Source organism: Bradyrhizobium sp. I71 (genome assembly GCF_022354745.1).
Taxonomy (GTDB): Bacteria; Pseudomonadota; Alphaproteobacteria; order Rhizobiales; family Xanthobacteraceae; genus Bradyrhizobium; species Bradyrhizobium liaoningense.
Map to the genome: position 1 here is coordinate 5,818,933 of NZ_CP059398.1, position 18,844 is coordinate 5,837,776.

19 protein-coding genes are annotated in these 18,844 nt (G+C 64.7%); 8 read left to right on the forward strand and 11 right to left on the reverse strand.

The genetic code is table 11. From position 1 onward, the window contains the following. Positions 1 to 12: 12 nt before the first annotated feature. The 4 genes from FJV43_RS27995 to FJV43_RS28010 are packed head-to-tail and all read right to left on the reverse strand — an operon-like array spanning position 13 to position 3,514. A complete protein-coding gene (locus tag FJV43_RS27995) occupies positions 13 to 672 on the reverse strand; it encodes a sulfite oxidase-like oxidoreductase (RefSeq protein WP_239622237.1) in 660 nt (219 codons plus the stop codon). Between the two features lie 3 nt (positions 673 to 675). Beyond that, entirely contained in the window at positions 676 to 1,998 is a 1,323-nt protein-coding gene (locus FJV43_RS28000) for an MFS transporter (RefSeq protein ID WP_239622238.1), read from the reverse strand. 35 nt (positions 1,999 to 2,033) lie between these two features. Beyond that, positions 2,034 to 3,254: a cytochrome P450 gene (locus FJV43_RS28005; RefSeq protein ID WP_239622239.1), complete on the reverse strand. Its 1,221-nt coding sequence runs from the start codon at positions 3,252 to 3,254 to the stop codon at positions 2,034 to 2,036. A 50-nt stretch (positions 3,255 to 3,304) separates the two neighbouring features. After that, positions 3,305 to 3,514: a ferredoxin gene (locus FJV43_RS28010; RefSeq protein WP_239622240.1), complete on the reverse strand. Its 210-nt coding sequence runs from the start codon at positions 3,512 to 3,514 to the stop codon at positions 3,305 to 3,307. Between the two features lie 137 nt (positions 3,515 to 3,651). Between FJV43_RS28010 and FJV43_RS28015 the strand changes: the two genes are divergently transcribed. Next, positions 3,652 to 4,299: a TetR/AcrR family transcriptional regulator gene (locus FJV43_RS28015; RefSeq protein ID WP_239622241.1), complete on the forward strand. Its 648-nt coding sequence runs from the start codon at positions 3,652 to 3,654 to the stop codon at positions 4,297 to 4,299. Here FJV43_RS28015 and FJV43_RS28020 read toward each other — a convergent pair. The 3 genes from FJV43_RS28020 to FJV43_RS28030 form a co-directional block, all read right to left on the reverse strand. Continuing rightward, positions 4,296 to 4,946, reverse strand: a complete 651-nt coding sequence (locus tag FJV43_RS28020) for an aspartate/glutamate racemase family protein (RefSeq protein ID WP_239622242.1) — start codon at positions 4,944 to 4,946, stop codon at positions 4,296 to 4,298. The genes FJV43_RS28015 and FJV43_RS28020 overlap by 4 nt on opposite strands. Before the next feature lie 10 nt (positions 4,947 to 4,956). Further along, the gene (locus FJV43_RS28025) at positions 4,957 to 6,375 is read right to left on the reverse strand and encodes an amidase family protein (RefSeq protein WP_239622243.1); all 1,419 of its coding nucleotides are present in this window, start codon (positions 6,373 to 6,375) and stop codon (positions 4,957 to 4,959) included. Between the two features lie 121 nt (positions 6,376 to 6,496). Further along, positions 6,497 to 7,273, reverse strand: a complete 777-nt coding sequence (locus FJV43_RS28030; protein WP_239622244.1) for an SDR family oxidoreductase — start codon at positions 7,271 to 7,273, stop codon at positions 6,497 to 6,499. A 154-nt stretch (positions 7,274 to 7,427) separates the two neighbouring features. Here FJV43_RS28030 and FJV43_RS28035 point away from each other — a divergent pair, with 154 nt between their 5' ends. Continuing rightward, positions 7,428 to 8,501 (forward strand): tartrate dehydrogenase, encoded by a 1,074-nt coding sequence (locus tag FJV43_RS28035; RefSeq protein ID WP_239622245.1) that lies wholly within the window; start codon positions 7,428 to 7,430, stop codon positions 8,499 to 8,501. Positions 8,502 to 8,686: 185 nt separating this feature from the next. Here the strand turns inward: FJV43_RS28035 and FJV43_RS28040 are convergent, their stop codons facing one another. The 4 genes from FJV43_RS28040 to FJV43_RS28055 form a co-directional block, all read right to left on the reverse strand. Continuing rightward, the gene (locus FJV43_RS28040) at positions 8,687 to 9,760 is read right to left on the reverse strand and encodes a malate/lactate/ureidoglycolate dehydrogenase (protein ID WP_239622246.1); all 1,074 of its coding nucleotides are present in this window, start codon (positions 9,758 to 9,760) and stop codon (positions 8,687 to 8,689) included. A 12-nt stretch (positions 9,761 to 9,772) separates the two neighbouring features. After that, entirely contained in the window at positions 9,773 to 10,684 is a 912-nt protein-coding gene (locus tag FJV43_RS28045; protein ID WP_028178362.1) for an NAD(P)-dependent oxidoreductase, read from the reverse strand. Between the two features lie 12 nt (positions 10,685 to 10,696). After that, positions 10,697 to 11,947, reverse strand: a complete 1,251-nt coding sequence (locus FJV43_RS28050; protein ID WP_239622247.1) for a Zn-dependent hydrolase — start codon at positions 11,945 to 11,947, stop codon at positions 10,697 to 10,699. Positions 11,948 to 12,089: 142 nt separating this feature from the next. Then, positions 12,090 to 13,007 carry a LysR family transcriptional regulator gene (locus FJV43_RS28055; protein WP_035673265.1) on the reverse strand — a complete coding sequence of 306 codons (918 nt, stop codon included), beginning with the start codon at positions 13,005 to 13,007 and terminating at the stop codon, positions 12,090 to 12,092. Between the two features lie 120 nt (positions 13,008 to 13,127). Between FJV43_RS28055 and FJV43_RS28060 the strand changes: the two genes are divergently transcribed. The 6 genes from FJV43_RS28060 to FJV43_RS28085 all read left to right on the forward strand — a co-directional run bounded on the left by FJV43_RS28060 (position 13,128) and on the right by FJV43_RS28085 (position 18,722). Beyond that, entirely contained in the window at positions 13,128 to 13,943 is an 816-nt protein-coding gene (locus tag FJV43_RS28060) for a putative hydro-lyase (RefSeq protein ID WP_239622248.1), read from the forward strand. An 89-nt stretch (positions 13,944 to 14,032) separates the two neighbouring features. Next, a complete protein-coding gene (locus FJV43_RS28065; protein ID WP_239622249.1) occupies positions 14,033 to 15,277 on the forward strand; it encodes an ABC transporter substrate-binding protein in 1,245 nt (414 codons plus the stop codon). A gap of 212 nt (positions 15,278 to 15,489) precedes the next feature. Next, on the forward strand, positions 15,490 to 16,323 hold the full coding sequence (locus FJV43_RS28070) for a branched-chain amino acid ABC transporter permease (protein WP_239622250.1): 834 nt from the start codon (positions 15,490 to 15,492) through the stop codon (positions 16,321 to 16,323). Further along, positions 16,323 to 17,306 (forward strand): branched-chain amino acid ABC transporter permease, encoded by a 984-nt coding sequence (locus tag FJV43_RS28075; RefSeq protein WP_239622251.1) that lies wholly within the window; start codon positions 16,323 to 16,325, stop codon positions 17,304 to 17,306. The genes FJV43_RS28070 and FJV43_RS28075 overlap by 1 nt, the downstream gene beginning before the upstream one ends. Beyond that, entirely contained in the window at positions 17,303 to 18,034 is a 732-nt protein-coding gene (locus tag FJV43_RS28080) for an ABC transporter ATP-binding protein (RefSeq protein ID WP_028178355.1), read from the forward strand. Before FJV43_RS28075 ends, FJV43_RS28080 begins: the two co-directional genes overlap by 4 nt. Next, positions 18,018 to 18,722, forward strand: coding sequence for an ABC transporter ATP-binding protein (locus tag FJV43_RS28085; RefSeq protein ID WP_239622252.1), 705 nt, complete (start codon positions 18,018 to 18,020; stop codon positions 18,720 to 18,722). The genes FJV43_RS28080 and FJV43_RS28085 overlap by 17 nt, the downstream gene beginning before the upstream one ends. Positions 18,723 to 18,844: the final 122 nt, after the last annotated feature.

The following is an 18,844-nucleotide window of genomic DNA, read 5'->3' on the forward strand; positions in this document are numbered from 1 at the left end:
CCTTGCTTGAACCTAATCGCCCGAATAGCGCTGTTCGGCCCAGGGATCGCCGCGGTTATGATAGCCGCGGACTTCCCAGAAGCCCGGCGCGTCCTCGGTCAGGAATTCGATGGCCTGGAGCCATTTGGCGCTCTTCCAGAAATACAGATGCGGCACCACCACCCGCACCGGGCCGCCATGCTCCTCGCTCAGGGGCTGGCCCGACCAGCTATGGGCGAGCAGCGCGTCCTCGGCGGCGAAGTCTTCCAGCGCGAGATTCGTGGTGTAGCCGTCATAAGAATGCAGCACGACGAAGCGCGCATCCTCGCGCGGCTGGCAGGCCGCAAGCAGCTCCCGCGTCGCGAGCCCTTCCCATTCATTGTCGTAGCGCGACCAGGTCGTCACGCAGTGGATATCGGAGGTGAACCGCTCCTGCTTCTGTGCAATGAACTCGTCGAAGGTCCAGAACACGGGAGTTTCGATCGCGCCGTAGACGTCGAGCCGCCAGCGCTCGCGCGAGACCGGCGGTACGACGCCCAGATCGAGCACCGGCCAGTCCTTGGTGAGGTGCTGACCGGGCGGCAGGCGCTGATCTTCCGGCCGCGTGATCTTGCCGGTGAGGAACCGGCCTTCGCGCGCCCACTTCTCCTTCGAGCGCGTCAGCTTGCTATCGGATGGCGTCTCGTCGGTCATGGCCTACTCGTGCCGATGCATTGCGGAGGCGTGCTTGGTGTCGCGCATGGTTGAATAGATGATCAGCGACAGGCAGATGATGCCACTTAGATAGAAATAGAACCATTCCTCGTGCCCGATGCTCTTGAAATAGAGCGCGATCGCCGGCGCCGTGCCGCCGAAGATCGAGACCGTGATGGCATAGGGCAGGCCGACGCCGAGGGCGCGGACATTGGTCGGGAACAATTCAGCCTTCACCACGGCGTTGATCGAGGTGTAGCCGGCGACGAACAGCCAGGCGGCGCAGATCAAGATGAACGCCATGAAGGGCGACTTCGTCTCCTTCAGCGCCATCAGCAGCGGAACGGTCGCGAGCGTGCCGGCGACGCCGAAGAAAATCAGCAGCGGCTTGCGGCCGATCTTGTCGGAGAGCGCGCCGTAGATCGGCTGGAGGATGGTCGCGAAAATCAGCGTGCCGAAGATCACGAAGGTGGTCTGGTCCTCGGTCAGCCCGACCGAAAGCTTGACGAAGGTCTGCATGTAGGTGGTGAAAGTGTAGAACGCCGCGGTCCCGCCGGCGGTGAGGCCGACGACCAGCAAGAGCTCGCGCGGATAGCGCAGCAGATTGGTAATCGAGCCGGTCGGCTTCACTACCTTCTTGGCCTCCTCGAACGCCTCGGTCTCGTGCAGGCCGCGCCGCATCACCGCGGCGAAGATCGCCAGCAACGCGCCGATCGCGAAGGGGATGCGCCAGCCCCAGGCCTTCAGCTCTTCCGGTGTGAGGAAGACCTTTTGCAGGAGCAGCAGCACGATGATCGCGGTGAGCTGGCCTCCGATCAGCGTGACGTACTGGAAGCTGGAATAGAAGCCGCGATGCTTGGGGTCGGCGACCTCGCTGAGATACGTGGCGCTGGCGCCGTATTCGCCGCCGAGGCTCAGGCCCTCGATGACGCGGGCGAGCGCGAGGATCACCGGCGCGGCGAAGCCGATCGTGGCATAGGTCGGCGTCAGCGCGATGATCAGCGAGCCGAAGCACATGAAGACGACGGACAGGGTGAGCGAAATTCGGCGCCCGAAATGGTCGGCGAGATAGCCGAAGAACCAGCCGCCCAGAGGCCGCATCAGGAAGGTCGCCGCGAACACGACGGCGACGTTCAATTGCTGGACGACGGGGTCGTTACCGGGGAAGAATGCGGGAGCGAAGTAGAGCGCGAACGCCGTATAGGCGTAGAAATCGTACCACTCGACGAGGTTGCCGATGGAGCCGATGAAGATCGCCTTGATCCGCCGCTCGGCGTCGGCGACGTCAAAAGTCTCGGAGGCCGGTTGGATTGCTTGCTCTGTCACGTCCGGCCTTCCGCTTCCTTTTGTCTGGGGAAGGCCTACATCGCCTTTCCCAGCAAAAATGGCAACTGCCGGGGGCCTCTCACCGTGCCCTGTGACCAGGTCACCGTGCCTGCGGGATCAAGGCGAAAATCCGGAATCCGCTTGAGCCATTCCTCCAGCGCAACCTGCATCTCCATTCGCGCAAGGTTGGAACCGACGCAACGATGGATACCGAGGCCGAAGGCGGCGTGGCGGTTCTCGCGCCGGTCGATCACGACTTTGTCAGCGTCCGGGAACATCCTGGGGTCGCGGTTCGCGGCCGGGAAGGACAACAACACCATGTTGCCGGGCTTCACCGGACAACCCGAGACCGTGGTTTCCTTGACCACCTCGCGCGCCATCGTCACCGGCGAATAGGCGCGCAGCAACTCCTCCACCGCCGTCGGGATCAGCCCGGGCTCGGCGATCAGCCGCTCGCGGTCGGCCGGCGTCTTCGCAAGATGCCAGAGCGAGGAGCCGATCGCGCTCCAGGTGGTGTCGATGCCGGCGATCAGCAGCAGGCGCAGCGAGCCCAGCACGTGGGAGTCCTCGAGCGAATTGCCTTGCTTGTCCCTGGCGTTCATCAGATAGGAGATCAGGTCGTCGCCGGGCTTGTTCTTGCGCGCTTCGATGTGGCCGCTGAAATAGGCCGTCATCTCCTGCACGGCCTGGAGCAGCTTGCTCTCGTCCTTGATGCCGAGCTCGAGGATCATGTGAATCCAGTTGATGAAGAGGTCGCTGTCGCTCTCGGGGATGCCGAGCATGTGCGCGATCGCCCGAACCGGGATGTATTTGCTGTAGCGTGCGGCAGCGTCGACCTTGCCGTCGGCGATGAAGTCGTCGATCAGCTCGTTGCAGATGGCGCGGACCCGCGGCTCGAGCTTCTTCATCGCGTCCGGCGTGAAAGGCGGCAGCAGCAATTGCTTGGCCGGCTTGTGCTCGGGCGGATCCGAGGTGATCGGCGGGGCTCCGTTCCTCGCGACCTCGGGGCGCACATCGCGGACGATGATGCGGCGTGAGGAGAAGTGCTCGGTGTCGTTGGCGATCTCGCGCACGGCTTCATAGGTCGTCGGCAGGTAGCAGCCGAGGAAGCGCTTCGTGTGCACCACGGGACTTGCGGCGCGCAGCTCGTCCCAGATCGGGAAGGGATCCTCCGTCCATTGCGGATCGGTGTGGTCGAAATCATGGACCCAGTCGGTCACGGGCGGATGTGCGGTGGGCTGGTTGATGTCGGACATGGCAGGGAATCCCTCGGCTCGTGTTCGCTGAAAGCACGCAGGCGGCCGCGCTACTCCTCGATCACATCGATTGCGATTTCCGGGCAGTTGGCTTTCGCAAGCCAGGCCTTGTCCTCGAGCCCCGGCGGGACGGCGCCGTCGCCGGCTTCGTGCGCGTTGCCATATTCGTCGAGCTCGAAAAGCTCCGGCGCGAGGGCCTTGCACCGGGCATGGCCCTGGCATTTGTCGGGATCGACGTGAACCTTCAATCGCTCTGCCATTGCGGCTTCCCTGGTCGTGTACGCGCAAGGCCCGAAGGGCGGCGCGTTTCCTCATCTGGGATTGTTCTAAGTTATATCCTATTACATTCGCGGCGGGCTTCCCCTGTCAAGCGCAAACTTATAGGCTTCGCCTCAACATGCGTTCACAACTCGCTCGCAAGCCCGAGAAGACCTACCACCATGGCGATCTTCGCGATGCCTTGATCAAGGCCGCGCTGCACGAGGCGGAGCAGGGCGGCGCCGAGGCGATCAGCATCAAGGCGCTTGCCAGGCAGCTCGGTGTCTCGCAGCCGGCGCCATACCGGCATTTTGCCGACCGCGAGGCGCTGCTCGCGGCGGTCACGGCGGAGGCATTCCGGCAACTCTCCGCGATTCTGCGCGAGGCGATGGCAAAGCCGTCGAAGCAGTCGAAACTCTCGCGCCTCGCGCAAGCGACGCTCGATTTCGGCCTGCGCCGCAATGGCATCTACCGCTTGATGTTCGCCTCGCGCACCGTGTCCTGCGCGGCCAAGGGCAGCGAGCTGCACGAGGCGACGCGAGAGACCTTTGCGCTCGTGATCGAGGCGCTGGAGGCCCCGGCGGTCGGCTACTTGCGCGAGCGGCAGGCGCTCAAGATCTGGGCCGCGCTGCATGGGGTGGTGATGCTGGCCGAGCAGGGCCTGTTCACCGGCGAGGCGGCGCATGCCACGCGTGAGGAATTGGTCGAGGATTTCGTCAACGAGACGAAGGCTGCGCTCGCCGTCGCGATCAAGGATGCGCGGCGCCGGACAAAGGCCGGCGCCTAAGCCTTCGCCTTCAGTTGACTCATCATCTTGTCGACGGCACTGTCCGGCGTCGACACGACCGGGCGGCCAGTGGCCTCCGCAACCAGCGGCGCAGTCGCGGCGATGCTGAATTGCGCGAGCGCGATGACGTCGCAGTCGCGCAAATCGCGAGATGCTTCCGCGATCAGCCGGTCGTGCGTGGCCCGGTCGCCGCGATCGAGCGCGGCCAGCGCGCCCTCGGCCAGTTTCGGCACGATCTGGACGGAGGCAGGGAACTCTGGCGGCATCGAGGCCAGCGTCGGCGGAAAGGTCGAGAGCAGGCCGATGCGCTCACCCATGGTTACGGCACGTTCGATCATGGCCTCGTTCGGCTTCAGCACCGGCATCGACGCATGTGCGCGCGCGACCGCCTCGATGCAGGGGCCGAACGCCGAACAAGTGAACAGGATTCCATCCGCTCCCGTCGCCGCTGCGTAATCGCCCAGCGCGAGGAAGCGCTCGGTCATGGCATCGGTGAGCGCGCCGTCGCGCGCCAGATCCGCAGACAGGCTGTCGTCGAGCAGGTTCATCAGCCGTGCCTCGGGCCACGCCTTCGCGAATGCCGCTTCGATCGGCGCGATGGAGTGCTTGAGCGCGTGGATGAGCGCGATGCGAGGCGGCTTCGTCATCAGGTATATGTCAGTTCTTCACCTTCGGATCGATCGGCGTCGTGCCGCGCAAGCCCAGAATATCCTCCAGCACCTTCGCGCCGGCGATCACCTGTGCGTCGGCCCGCGGTGCGCCGACGACTTGCACGCCGACGGGCAGGCCCGACGCCGTGAAGCCGCACGGCAACGAGAGCGCGGGACAGCAGGCGAGCGTGATGGCGTAGACGATGCCGAGCCACTCGACGTAATTGTCGAACCTCTTGCCGGCGCATTCGGCGACATAGCGGTGTTCGATCGGGAAGGGCGGCACGATCGTCGTCGGCACCAGCAGGAGATCGTAGGTCTTGAAGAACTCGACCGCCCGCGCAGTCATGCCGACGCGCTGCGCCTCGGCGCGCGCGAGCTGATCGACGGTGAGCTTGAGGCCTTCCTCGATGTTCCAGATCACCTCGGGCTTGAGCATGTCGCGCTTCGTGCGCAGCAGGTTGGCCTTGGTGATCGCGAAATCGAACGCGCGCAGCACGTGGAAGCATTCATGCGCCTCGCGCCAGTCGGGATGGGCCTCCTCGACGATCGCGCCGGCTTCCGCGAAGCGCTCCGCGGCCTTGCGCGTGATCGCCTTCACTTCGGGATCGACCGGCGTGATGCCGAGATCGGGTGAATAGGCGATGCGCCTCGGCTTCTTGCCAGCCTCTGCCGCCGAGAGGAACGAGGTCGCGGGGGCGGGCAGTGACAGCGGATCGTCCGCATAGTCGCCGCTCATGGCATCCAGCAGCAGGGCGAGATCCTCGACGTTGCGCGCCATCGGGCCGACCACGCCGAGATTGCGATCGATACCCGACTTCGGGGTATGCGCGACGCGGCCGATGCTCGGCCGCATGCCGACGACGCCGCAGAAGGCCGCCGGGTTGCGCAGGCTGCCCCCCATGTCGGAGCCCTGCGCGAGCCAAGCCATGCCGGTTGCCAGCGCCACGGCCGCGCCGCCGGAGGAGCCCGCTGCCGATTTCGTCGTATCCCACGGATTGAGCGTCGCGCCGAACACCTCGTTGAAGGTGTTGGCGCCGGCGCCGAATTCCGGCGTGTTGGATTTGGCGTAGACCACCGCGCCGTTCGCCTCGAGGTTCTCGACCATGAGGTCGGATTTCGCGGGGATGTTGTCCTTGAAGATCGGCGAGCCCTGCGTGTTCAACACGCCCGCGACGTCGGTGAGGTCCTTGATCGGCACCGGCAGGCCTGCGAGCAGCCCGCGCGCCCCGGCCGGCTTCTGCATCAGCGCTTTCGCGTTGGTCCTCGCGCGATCGAAGCACAGTATCGGCAGCGCGTTGACCTTGCCGTCGACCTCACCGATGCGCTTCTCCAGCACATCCAGGAGTTCGAGCGGCGAGACGTCGCCGGACCGCAGCTTGTCGACGACCGCGCATGCGGTTTCGCGGATCAGGTCTTGAGACAATTATCTTACTCCTGTGCCCATTCTTGGTTTCGTCATTGCGGGCGCAGCGAAGCAATCCAGACTTCCCACCGCGGATGCATTCCGGGATTGCTTCGCTGCGCTCGCATTGACGAGGATCGAGTTAACCCCACCCCGCGCTGATGCCGCCGTCCACCGTATATATCACGCCCGATGTGTAGCCGGAGCGATCCGACGCCAGGAACGCCATGAGGTCGCCGATCTCCCGCGCATGCGCAGGGCGGCCGAGCGGCAGGCTCTTCTGGAACTCCTTGTAGCGGCTCTCGTCGCCGAACTGGTGTCTCGCCCGCGTCTTGAGCAGGGTGACGTGGCGGTCGGTGCCGACGGGCCCGGGATTGATGCCGACGACGCGGATGTTGTCGGCGAGGCTCTTGCCGCCGAGCGCGCGCGTGAACGCCATCAGCGCGGCGTTGCCGGCGCTGCCGCAGATGTAGTTGGCGTCGAATTTTTCGCCGGCCGCGCCGATGTCATTGACGATGACGCCGCCGCCCTTCGCCTTCATCTGCGCATAGATATGCCGCGTCAGGTTGATGTAGCCGAACACTTTCAATTCCCAGGCGTGCCGCCAGGTCGCCTCGTCGATCTTGTCGATCGAGCCGCCGGGGATGTCGCCGGCATTGTTGACGAGCACGTCGATGTCGGCGGCTTCTTTCGCCAGCCGCGCCACGTCCTCCTCCTTGCGCAGATCGACGATGCTCGTTGCGGCGTCGATCTGGTGTGCGGAGCGCAGGCGGTCGGCCAGCGCCTTCAGCGCCTCGCCACTGCGGGCGGCGAGCAGGAGATGCGCGCCTTCCTCGGCAAACGCCTCGGCGGCGGCCGCGCCAATGCCCTTGGACGCGCCGGTGATCAGGACGCGCTTGCCACGCAGATGCAGATCCATGGAAGTACTCGCGGGATGGGAACAGGATCAAATCAGTAGGCGCTCGGCCGCGCCATGGTCAACATTGCAGTGCAGCGTTGCACCATCAGCGACTTTGGTCCATTGCAGTGCGATCAAAACGCGGCGGCTGCCGGACCAAAAAGGGACGTTCTCGATGAGCAAGAAGCAATACCGGATCGCGGTCATTCCCGGCGACGGCATCGGCAAGGAAGTCATGCCGGAGGGCCTGCGCGTTCTGGAGGCGGCGGCGAAGAAGCACGGCGTCTCCGTGCATTTCGACCATTTCGACTTCTCGTCCTGGGACTATTACGAGAAGCACGGCCAGATGATGCCCGATGATTGGAAGGAGAAGATCGGCAAGCATGATGCGATCTATTTCGGCGCGGTCGGCTGGCCGGCCAAGATTCCGGATCACGTCTCGCTGTGGGGTTCGCTGATCAAATTCCGCCGCGAGTTCGACCAGTACGTCAACCTTCGCCCGGTGCGGCTGATGCCCGGCGTGCCGTCGCCGCTGGCGGGCCGTAAGCCCGGCGATATCGATTTCTGGGTGGTGCGCGAGAACACGGAAGGCGAATATTCCTCCGTCGGCGGCCGCATGTTCCCGGACACCGACCGCGAGTTCGTGACCCAGCAGACGGTGATGACCCGCACTGGCGTCGATCGCATCCTGAAATTCGCTTTCGAACTCGCGCAGTCGCGGCCGAAGAAACACCTGACCTCGGCGACGAAGTCGAACGGCATCTCCATCACCATGCCCTATTGGGACGAGCGCGTGGAGGCGATGGCCAAGAAGTTTCCGGGCGTGAAGTGGGACAAGTACCACATCGACATCCTGACCGCGAACTTCGTGCTGCATCCGGACTGGTTCGACGTCGTGGTCGGCTCCAATCTGTTCGGCGACATTCTCTCCGATCTCGGCCCGGCCTGCACCGGCACCATCGGCATCGCACCATCAGGCAACATCAACCCCGAGGGCGATTTCCCTTCGGTGTTCGAGCCGGTGCACGGTTCGGCGCCCGATATTGCGGGGCAGGGGATTGCGAACCCGATCGGCGCGATCTGGTCCGGCGCGATGATGCTCGAGCATCTCGGCGAGAAGGAAGCCGGCAAGTCGATTGTCGAGGCGATCGAGCGCACGCTGGCCGAACGCACGCTGCGCACCAAGGATCTCGGCGGCAACGCCGACACCACGGCCTGCGGCAAAGCGGTTGCGGATATGGTGGATTAAGGCTCACTCGCGCAAACGGCTCCACTGTCGTCCCGCCGAAAGCCGGGACCCATTACCCCAGGAAGTTGTTGCGGAGCGAAGCAGGTAACCGCGAGTCCTCGCCAAGCCACTTCCTGTGGTTATGGGTCCCGGATCGGCGCTTCGCTCGTCCGGGACGACACCGGTTGTGATTGCTCGTCTCGGGACTACCCTACGATCTTCTCGATCGCGGCCTGATCCAGGCCGAACGTCTTCCCGGCCTCCAGAATCTCCTGCCAGGTGGTCGGATCGACCGGAATGCCTTCGGCGAGGCGCTTCTTCTTGGTCTCGCGCTCGGGCTCGCCGGCGATCTTGACCTTGTCGACGCCAGCAGCAGGCGGCGAGCCGGTGTGCCAGGCGACGAAGCTCTCGACTTCGCGCGCGAGGTTCTCGCCGGTGCCGAGCTTGCCCGGGTCGATGACGATCGAGAGCATGCCGTTGAGGACGTTGTACTTGCCGTCCGACGGGCCCTTGACAACCTGCCCCCCGGAGAGCGCGCCGCCGAGGATTTCGCACACCAGCGCGAGCCCCGAGCCCTTATGCTCGCCGAACGGCAGGATGGCGCCGTGCGGCGGGATCACGGTGTAGCGCGGGTTGGTGGTCGGCTTGCCTTCATTGTCGATGATGGTGCCGGGCTCGAGCTCGACGCCCTTGTTGTGGGCGACGCGGGTCTTGCCCTGCGCGATCCTGCTGGTGGCGAAGTCGAGCACAATCGGGTCCTTGCCCCTGCGCGGGATGCCGACGCAGAACGGGTTGGTGCCGTGGCGCGCATCGCTGCCGCCCCAGGGCGCCACGATCGGGCGCGAGATCACGTTGACGAAATGGATCGAGACCAGCCCGTGGTCGATGCATTGCTCGGCCCAGTGGCCGATGCGGCCGATATGGTGCGAATTCGAGAGGCCGACGAGACACACGCCGTTGCGCTTGGCGCGCTCGGCGGCCAGCTCCATCGCTTCATGGCCCATCACCTGGCCGTAGCCGGTGAGGCCGTCGAGGGTGAGAAGCGGACCGGTGTCGAGCACGATCTTGACGTGCTGGTTCAAGGCGAGGCCGCCTGTGGTGACGCTCTGGACATAGCGCGGGATCATGCCGACACCGTGCGAGTCGTGGCCTTTGAGATTGGCCTCGACGAGATTGGTGGACACGAGCTCGGCCTCTCGGTCGGAGGAGCCGCCGGCCTTGACGATGGCGCGGACGGCGCTGGTGAGCGCTTCGGCCTTGATGGTGCGATAGTCAGCCATTTGTTGTCGCTCTTATCCCTTCACGATCCGGCGGCAGTGGACCCAGGCCGCTTCAATCAGGTTCTCGCTCGCCTCGGGCGTGCGGAAGGCCGAATGCGCCGACAGCGTCACATTCGGCAATTTCGTCAGCGGATGATCGCCGGGCAGCGGCTCGATGTTGAAGACGTCGAGGCCGGCATGGCGGATGTGGCCGGACTTCAGCGCGTCGATCATGGCGGCTTCGTCGACGACCGCGGCGCGCGCGGTGTTGATGAGGATGACACCACGCTTCATCGCAAGGATCTTCTCGCGCGTGATCATGCCGCGGGTTTCGTCGTTGAGCAGCAGATGCAGCGACACGACGTCGCTCTTCGCCAGCACCGTATCGAGATCGGTGAATTCGACACCAGGATAGCTCTTGGGCGAGCGATTCCAGGCGATCACTTTCATGCCTGAGCCGGTCGCGATGCGCGCGACCTCGGCGGCAATGCCGCCGAACCCGATCAGGCCGAGCGTCTTGCCGGTGAGCTGCATGCCGTCCTCGCGCAGCCAGTTGCCGGCCCGCATCTCGCGGTCCATCATCGCGATGACGCGGGCCGAAGCCCACATCAGCGCAATCGCGGATTCGGCGACTGCCGTGTCGCCATAGCCCTTGATCAGATGCACGGAGATGCCGAGCTCGGCGAGCTCCTCCGGGTTCATGTAGCTGCGCGCGCCGGTGCCGAGGAACACGACGTGCTTCAGCCCCGTGCATTTCCTCGCCACCTCGGTGGGAAGCGCGGTGTGGTCGACGATCGCAATCTCGGCGCCGTCGAGGATTTCCGGGTATTGCTCGGGCTTGATGTCGGGGTCCCTGTGGATCCGCACCTTGGGATCACCGGGTTTCTCCAGCCGCTCCATGATCACGGCGAGGGCTTCATTGGCGTCGACGAAAACTCCGCGCATGGCTCTCTCCGATCAGGACGCGACGCCGGCAATCGCCAGCACGGTATGCATCAGTACGTTGGTGCCCGCAGCGCAGTCGGTCTGCGTGGCGTCCTCCAGCTCGTTGTGACTGATGCCATCCTTGCAGGGTACGAACACCATCGCCGCCGGCATGACGGTGTTGAGGTTGCAGGCGTCATGGCCTGCGCCGGAGGTGATGCGGCGGGAGGAATAGCCGAGCGTCTTCGCCGCGTTCTCGACCGCCGCGATCAGCTTCGGATCGAAATGCGTCGGCGGCTTGCGCCAGACCAGGTCGATCTTGACCTCGACCTTGCGACGTGCGGCGATCTCGGTGATCGCCGCCCGAAGATCGCGATCGAGCGCATCCATGATGGCGCCGTCGGCACTGCGGCAGTCCATGGTGAAGGCGATCTCGCCGGGAATGACGTTGCGCGAGGGATTTGCGATCACGGCCTCGCCGATGGTGCCGACCGCGTTCGGCCCGTGCTTCCTGGCGATGGCCTCCATCGCCAGCACGATCTCCGACAGCGTGGCCAGCGCGTCGCGCCGCAGCGGCATCGGGGTCGAACCCGCATGGCTCTCGAAGCCGGAAATCTTGCCGTCGTACCAGAGCACGCCCTGGCCGGAATCGACCACGCCGATGGTCTTGCCTTCCGCTTCCAGAATGGGACCCTGCTCGATGTGCAGCTCGACGAAGCAGCCGAGCTTCTGGAAGCCGACGGGCTTGTCGCCGCGATAGCCGATGCCGTCGAGCGCCTGGCCGACGGTCATGCCTTCGGCGTCCTTGCGCGACAGAATGTCGTCGGTGGTGAAGTCGCCGACATAGGCGGCGGAGGCCATCATCGCAGGCGCGAAGCGCGAGCCTTCCTCGTTGGTCCAGTTGACGACGCAGATCGGAGCCTCGGTCTCGATGCCGGCGTCGTTCAGCGTCCGGATCACCTCCAGCGCGCCGAGCGTCCCCAGGATGCCGTCATATTTGCCGCCGGTCGGCTGGGTATCGAGATGCGAGCCGATGCCGACGGGCGGCTTCGACATGTCGCGGCCCTTGCGCAGGCCGAACATGGAGCCGAGCGCGTCGACGTGGACTTCCAGTCCGGCGTCCTCGCAGGCCTTGCGGAACCAATCGCGCACCTGCTTGTCTTCCGCGCTCAGTGTCAGCCGCCGCACGCCGCCCTTGGCGGTCGCGCCGAATTGCGCGGTCTCGTGGATGGAGCCCCAGAGGCGGGCGGAATCGATTTGCAGATTGGTGGCGGCTCGGCTCATGCGTCTCTTCCATTGATCGCTGTCATTCCGGGGCGCCCAAAGGGCGAACCCGGAATCTCGAGATTCCGGGGTCTCGTCTCCGGGCCGCGCGTAGCGCGGTCCCGTGCGAGCCCCGGAATGACGGTAGAAAACCCGGCGCTTTTCAATGACGCGCCTGCGCGGGCGCGTCAACCGCGAGGCTGCTCTGCGCAATCTGCCGTGCAAGCTCGGCGACGCGCTCCACGGCGACGACGTCAGGAGAGGCGAGCCAGCTCGCGGTGAAGGTCAGCGGCGCGATCGCGAGATCGGTGTCGAGCAGTTGCAGCCGTCCGTCGGCGAGCTCGTTCGCCACGATGGCGTCGGGGATCACGGCGATGCCGAGTCCCTCGACCGCCATGTGGATGACTGTCGCGAGCGAAGCGGAGGCATGCAGGCGGATCGGCGGCAGCTCCGGCCGGTCGAACACCTCGCGCACGACCTCGTAAGGTTTGGTCTTGCGCGGGAAGGTGATGATCGGAAACCGGGCGAGGTCCGCCGGCGTCACCGGGCCCTTGCCGAGCCCCAGCGAGGGGCTTGCGAGAAAGCCGATCGGATAATCGGCGAGCACGCGATTGTGCACGCCGGAGGCGGACAACGGCCCGACGACGAAAGCGAGCTCGATCTCCTGCGCGAGGAGGCGCCCGGTGAGGTTCGGTGTGATGTCGACCTCGATCTCCAGCGACAGGTTCGGATAGACCTCGTTCACGCTCTTCACCAGCCGCGGCAGCCAGGTGTGCACGATGGTCTCGGCGACGCCGAGGCGCATCACGCCGCGCATCGCCGACCGGTCGCCGATCTCCGCCATCATCGCGGCGCGCAGACCGATCAGCTTCTCGGCATAGACCATCATCTGTCGCCCGCTGGGGGTGGGCGAGGCCACGCGATGATCGCGGTTCAGGAGCTTCACGCCCATCTCGCGCTCGAGCTGTGCAATGCGCTGCGAGATCGCCGGCTGGGTGGTGTTGAGCCGTTGGGCGGCGCCACGGAAGCTGCCGAGCTTCACAACCCAGAGGAACGTCTCGATCGACCTGAAGTCCAGCATTGGAAGGATGTTCCCGATCGATAAATTGGATTTATCGATATTGATTAGAAACGACGATTAGACTTTATAGCATGCTTGGTGTTGGCTTGTCTTTGTCGAGTTTATAGGCAGGTCGATCACATGACTGTTTTGGTGGCAGCGCAGCAAACTGAAACGCCCGACGCCCTTCCGAGCCGCAAGGCCCGGCTCGCCTACCGCGAGGGGCTGGTTGCCTCCACCGCCGGCGTCGCTCCGGGTTTTGTCCAGGGCAATCTGGCGATCCTACCTGCCGAATATGCCGGCGCCTTTCACCGCTTCTGCCAGCTCAATCCGAAGCCATGCCCGATCATCGGCATGTCTGACGTCGGTAGCCCGCACATCCCGTCCCTCGGCGCCGATCTCGACATCCGCACCGACGTGCCGCGCTACCGCGTCTGGCGCGACGGCGAAGTCGTGGACGAGCCGACCGACGTGACGAAGTATTGGCGCGACGATCTCGTGACCTTCGTGCTCGGTTGCTCCTTCTCGTTCGAAGAAGCTCTGCTCGAGGAAGGCATGCCGATCCGGCACATCGAGAAGAACGTGCGCGTGCCGATGTATCGCACCAACATTCCTTGCGGCGAAGCCGGGCCGTTCGCCGGTCCGATGGTCGTGTCGATGCGCCCGTTCAAGCCGGCGGACGCAATTCGTGCGGTGCAGATCACCTCGCGCTATCCCGCCGTGCACGGTGCGCCCGTGCATCTCGGCCATCCGCATCTGATCGGCATCAAGGACATTGCGAAGCCCGACTATGGCGATCCGGTGCCGGTCGCCGACGACGAGATTCCGGTGTTCTGGGCCTGCGGGGTGACGCCGCAATCGGTGATCAATGCCGCGAAACTCCCGTTCGCCATCACGCATTCGCCCGGCCTCATGCTGGTGACGGATCTGAAGAACAGAAACATGGCCGTGATCTAGTGGGCAGCGTCTGCTGCTTCTTCAGGCTTTACCGCATCCATCAATCGCTTCATTCCATCAGTCGAAATTCTGTAACAGGGGACTTTGCCATGACGATCACTCGCCGCGACTTGTTGTTGGGAGCCACCGCCACTGCCGCTCTCGTGCCGCTGGCAGCGCGCGCACAGACCTCGGAAGTCGTGATCGGCGTGATCTATCCGTTCTCGGGCGGCAGCGCGCAGCAGGGCGTCGACGCGCAGAAGGCCTATGAGACCGCGCTCGAAGTCATCAACAAGGACACCGCTTTCGACCTGCCGCTGGCGAAGGGCGAAGGCCTGCCGGGTCTCGGCGGCGCGAAGATCCGCCTCGTGTTCGCCGACCACCAGGCCGACCCGCAGAAGGGCCGCGCCGAGGCCGAGCGCCTGATCACGCAGGAGAAGGTCTGCGCCATCATCGGCACCTACCAGAGCGCCGTCGCCGTCACGGTCAGCCAGATCTGCGAACGCTATCAGGTCCCGTTCGTGTCCGCCGACAATTCCTCGCCCAGCCTGCATCGCCGCGGCCTGAAATATTATTTCCGCGCGGCGCCGCATGACGAGATGTACTCTGCCGCGATGTTCGACTTCTTCGATGCCATGAAGAAGAAGGGCACCAAGATCGAGACGCTGTCGCTGTTCCATGAAGACACCATCTTCGGCACCGACTCCGGCAACGCCCAGACCAAGATCGCCGGCGAGCGCGGCTACAAGATCGTCACCGACATCAAGTATCGCGCCAACTCGCCCTCGCTCTCGGCCGAGGTGCAGCAGCTCAAGACCGCCAATGCCGACGTGCTGATGCCCTCGAGCTACACCACCGACGGCATCCTCCTGGTCAAGACCATGGCCGAGCTCGGCTACAAGCCGAATGCGATCGTGGCGCAGGACGCCGGCTTCTCCGAGAAGGCGCTCTATGATGCCGTCGGCGACAAGCTCGAAGGCGTGATCTCGCGCGGCACCTTCTCGCTCGACCTCGCGCAGAAGCGTCCGATGGTCGGCAAGATCAACGACATGTTCAAGGCGAAGTCGGGCAAGGATTTCAACGATCTCACCTCGCGCCAGTTCATGGGCCTGATCATCCTCGCCGACGCCATCAACCGCGCCAAGTCGACCGACGGCGAGAAGATCCGCGACGCGCTGGCGGCGACCGACATTCCGGGCGATCAGACCATCATGCCCTGGAAGCGCGTCAAGTTCGACGAGATGGGCCAGAACAACGACGCCGATCCGGTGCTGCTGCAATATGTCGGCGGCAAGTTCGTCACCATCTTCCCGCCGCAGGCCGCGATCGCCGAGGCGATCTGGCCGATGAAGTAAGGCGCTGCGGGAGCAGGGGAGCACATCGCGATCGTCGCGCGAACCTCGTCATTGCGAGGAGCGAAGCGACGAAGCAATCCAGGCGGTCTCCGTGGTGGGATGCTGGATTGCTTCGCTTTGCTCGCAATGACGGAGCAAACGGTGACTTTTCGAACGGGGGACGAGAGTTGACAGCCCAAGCCATAATCCAAAGTCTCGCGAGCGGCCTGCTCATGGGGCTGCTCTACGGATTGATCGCGGTCGGCCTCGCGCTGATCTTCGGCCTGATGGACGTCACGAACTTCGCCCATGGCGAGTTCCTGATGCTCGCGATGTACCTGTCCTTCTTTTTGTTCGCGTTCTTCGCCATCGACCCCTTGCTGTCGGCGCCATTGGTCGCCGCGGCGCTCTTCGTTTTCGGAGCGGTGATCTACCTGCTCATTGTCCGCTTTGCCATGCGGGCCAAGGCCAATGCCGGCATGGTGCAGATCTTCACCACCTTCGGTCTCGCCATCGTGATGCGCGGGCTCGCGCAATACTTCTTCACCCCTGATTATCGCAGCATTCCGCAGTCCTGGCTCGGCGGTAAGACTATCTCGATTGCCGGCATCTTCCTGCCGGAGCCGCAGCTGGTCGGCGCGCTGGTCTCGGTTCTCGCCTTTGCCGGCCTCTACTTCTTCATCCACCGTACCGATTTCGGCCGCGCGATCGAGGCCACCCGCGAAGATCCCGGTGCGGTGGCGCTCGTCGGCATCGACAAGAACCGCGTGTTCGCGTTCGGCTGGGGCCTCGGCGCCGCGCTGGTTGGTCTCGCCGGCGCGATAATGGCGGTGTTCTTCTACATCTATCCCGATGTCGGCGCGTCCTTCGCGCTGATCGCCTATGTCACGGTGGCGCTGGGCGGCTTCGGCAGCGTGTTCGGGGCCTTCGCCGGCGGCATCATCGTCGGTCTCGTCGAGGCGGTCACGGCCTTGGTGCTGCCGCCCTCGCTGAAATCCGTCGGCATCTACGCCGTCTACCTGCTCGTGGTCTTCATCCGGCCCCGCGGCCTTTTCGGGTCGATGTGATGGACAAGAATTTTGCAGCGCGGCGCCGCCGCGACCTCATCATCGCCGCAGGACTGGCCGGGATCGCCGCACTGGCGCCGCTGTTCGTCAAGGACGTCTACATTCAGAACATCCTGATCCTGACGCTGATGTATGCGGCGCTGTCGCAGAGCTGGAACATCCTGTCCGGCTATTGCGGACAGATCTCGCTCGGACACGCGCTCTATTTCGGCATCGGCGCCTACACCACCGAGCTGCTGTTCACCAAGTTCGGCGTGCTGCCCTGGTTCGGCATGCTCGGCGGCGGCGTGATCGCCGCGCTGATCGCGATGGGGCTCGGCTATCCCTTCTTCCGCCTGCGCGGCCATTACTTCGTGATCGCGACCATCGTCATCGCCGAGATCGGGCTGCTCCTGTTCCAGAACTGGGAATGGGCGGGAGCCGCGATGGGCATCACCATTCCGATCCGCGGCGACAGCTGGCTGAAGTTCCAGTTCCTGCGCACCAAGCTGCCGTACTTCTATTTCGCGCTGGGCCTGTGCTGCCTCGCCTGGTTCGTCACCTGGTGGCTCGAAGATTCCAAATGGGGCTTTTGGTGGCGTGCGGTGAAGGACAATCCGGAAGCGGCCGAGAGCCTTGGCGTCGTCGTCTTCAACTCCAAGATGGGCGCGGCCGCCGTCTCGGCCTTCCTGGTCGCCATTGGCGGTGCCTTCTACGCGCAGTTTCTCGCCTATATCGATCCTGAAAGCGTCATGGGCTTCCAGTTCTCGCTGCTGATGGCGCTGCCGGCCGTGCTCGGCGGCATCGGTACCCTCTGGGGGCCGGTGTTGGGCGCCGCCATCCTGATCCCGATGACGGAGCTGACGCGCTCCTATATCGGCGGCTCCGGGCGCGGCGTCGACCTCATCGTGTACGGCACGCTGATCGTGCTGATCTCGCTGGCGCTGCCGCAGGGTCTGGTGAGCCTGTTCTCCCGTTCGAAAGCAAAGGGAGCCACGCGATGACCGCGCTCCTTGAAACCCGCGGCGTCTGGCAGCGTTTTGGCGGCCTTATCGCCAACAGCGACGTCTCGATCTCGGTCGGCCGCGGCGAGATCGTCGGCCTGATCGGCCCGAACGGCGCCGGCAAGTCGACCCTGTTCAATCTCATCGCGGGTGTGCTGCCGCCGACCCAAGGCTCGATTCTATTCGACGGTGAGGATGTCACCCACATGCCGGCGGCCGAGCGCTGTCAGCGCGGGATCGGCCGGACCTTCCAGGTCGTCAAGAGCTTCGAGACCATGACGGTCATCGACAACGTCATCGTCGGTGCGCTCGTGCGCAACACCGTGATGCGCGAGGCGCGCCGCAAGGCGCATGAGGTGCTGGAATTTACCGGCCTTGCCGCGCGCGCCGACGTGCTCGCCAGCGACCTCGTGCCGGCCGAGAAGCGTCGTCTCGAAGTCGCCCGTGCGCTCGCGACCGAACCGAAGCTGCTGCTGCTCGACGAAGTTCTCACCGGCCTGACGCCGACCGAGGCGCAGACCGGTGTCGCGCTGGTGCGCAAGGTGCGCGATGCCGGCATCACCGTCTTGATGGTCGAGCACGTCATGGAGATCGTGATGCCGCTGGTCGACCGCGCCATCGTGCTCGACCTCGGCAAGGTGCTGGTCGAGGGCAAGCCCGCAGACGTCGTCCGCGATCCCAAGGTGATCAGCGCATATCTGGGAGATCGTCATGCTGTCGGTGCGTGAAGTCACGACCGCCTATCAGGGCCTCGTCGCGATCTCCGCGGTCTCGATCGAGGTCCAGAAGGGCGAGATCGTCTGCGTCGCCGGCGCCAACGGCGCGGGCAAGTCGACGCTGCTCAAATCCATCGCCGGTGCCGAGCGTCCGCGCTCGGGCACGGTGACGTTCGACGGCAAGCGCCTCGACGGCATGGCGCAACACCACATCACGGCGACCGGCATCGCTTACGTGCCGGAGAACCGCCGGCTGTTTCCGCGGCTGTCGGTGCGCGACAATCTGCGTCTCGGCAGCTATCTCTACCGTGGCGAAGCCAACCGCGAAGAGCCGCTCGATCTCGTCTTCAAGCTGTTCCCGCGTCTTCAGGAACGTTTGGAGCAGCGCGCCGAGACGCTCTCCGGCGGCGAACAGCAAATGCTCGCGATCGGCCGCGCACTGATGACACGCCCGCGGCTTCTGATGCTGGACGAGCCCTCGCAGGGCATCATGCCGAAGCTCGTGGACGAGATCTTCCAGGCGGTGAAGCGCATCCGTGACGCCGGCATGACCGTGCTGATCGTCGAGCAGCGCATGGCCGAATGCCTGGAGATCGCCGACCGCGCCTACATCCTGCAAACCGGCCGCGTGCTGATGCAGGGCGCAGCGAGCGAGATCAAGGGCAATCCGGACGTGCGCAAGGCGTATCTGGGGCTGTGATGCTGCCGTAGCCCGGATGAGCGCAGCGACATCCGGGGCAGGTGGTCCCGCATGTCGCTGCGCTCATGCGGGCTACGATCGTCGCCGCATCCTCCGTCATTGCGAGCGCAGCGAAGCAATCC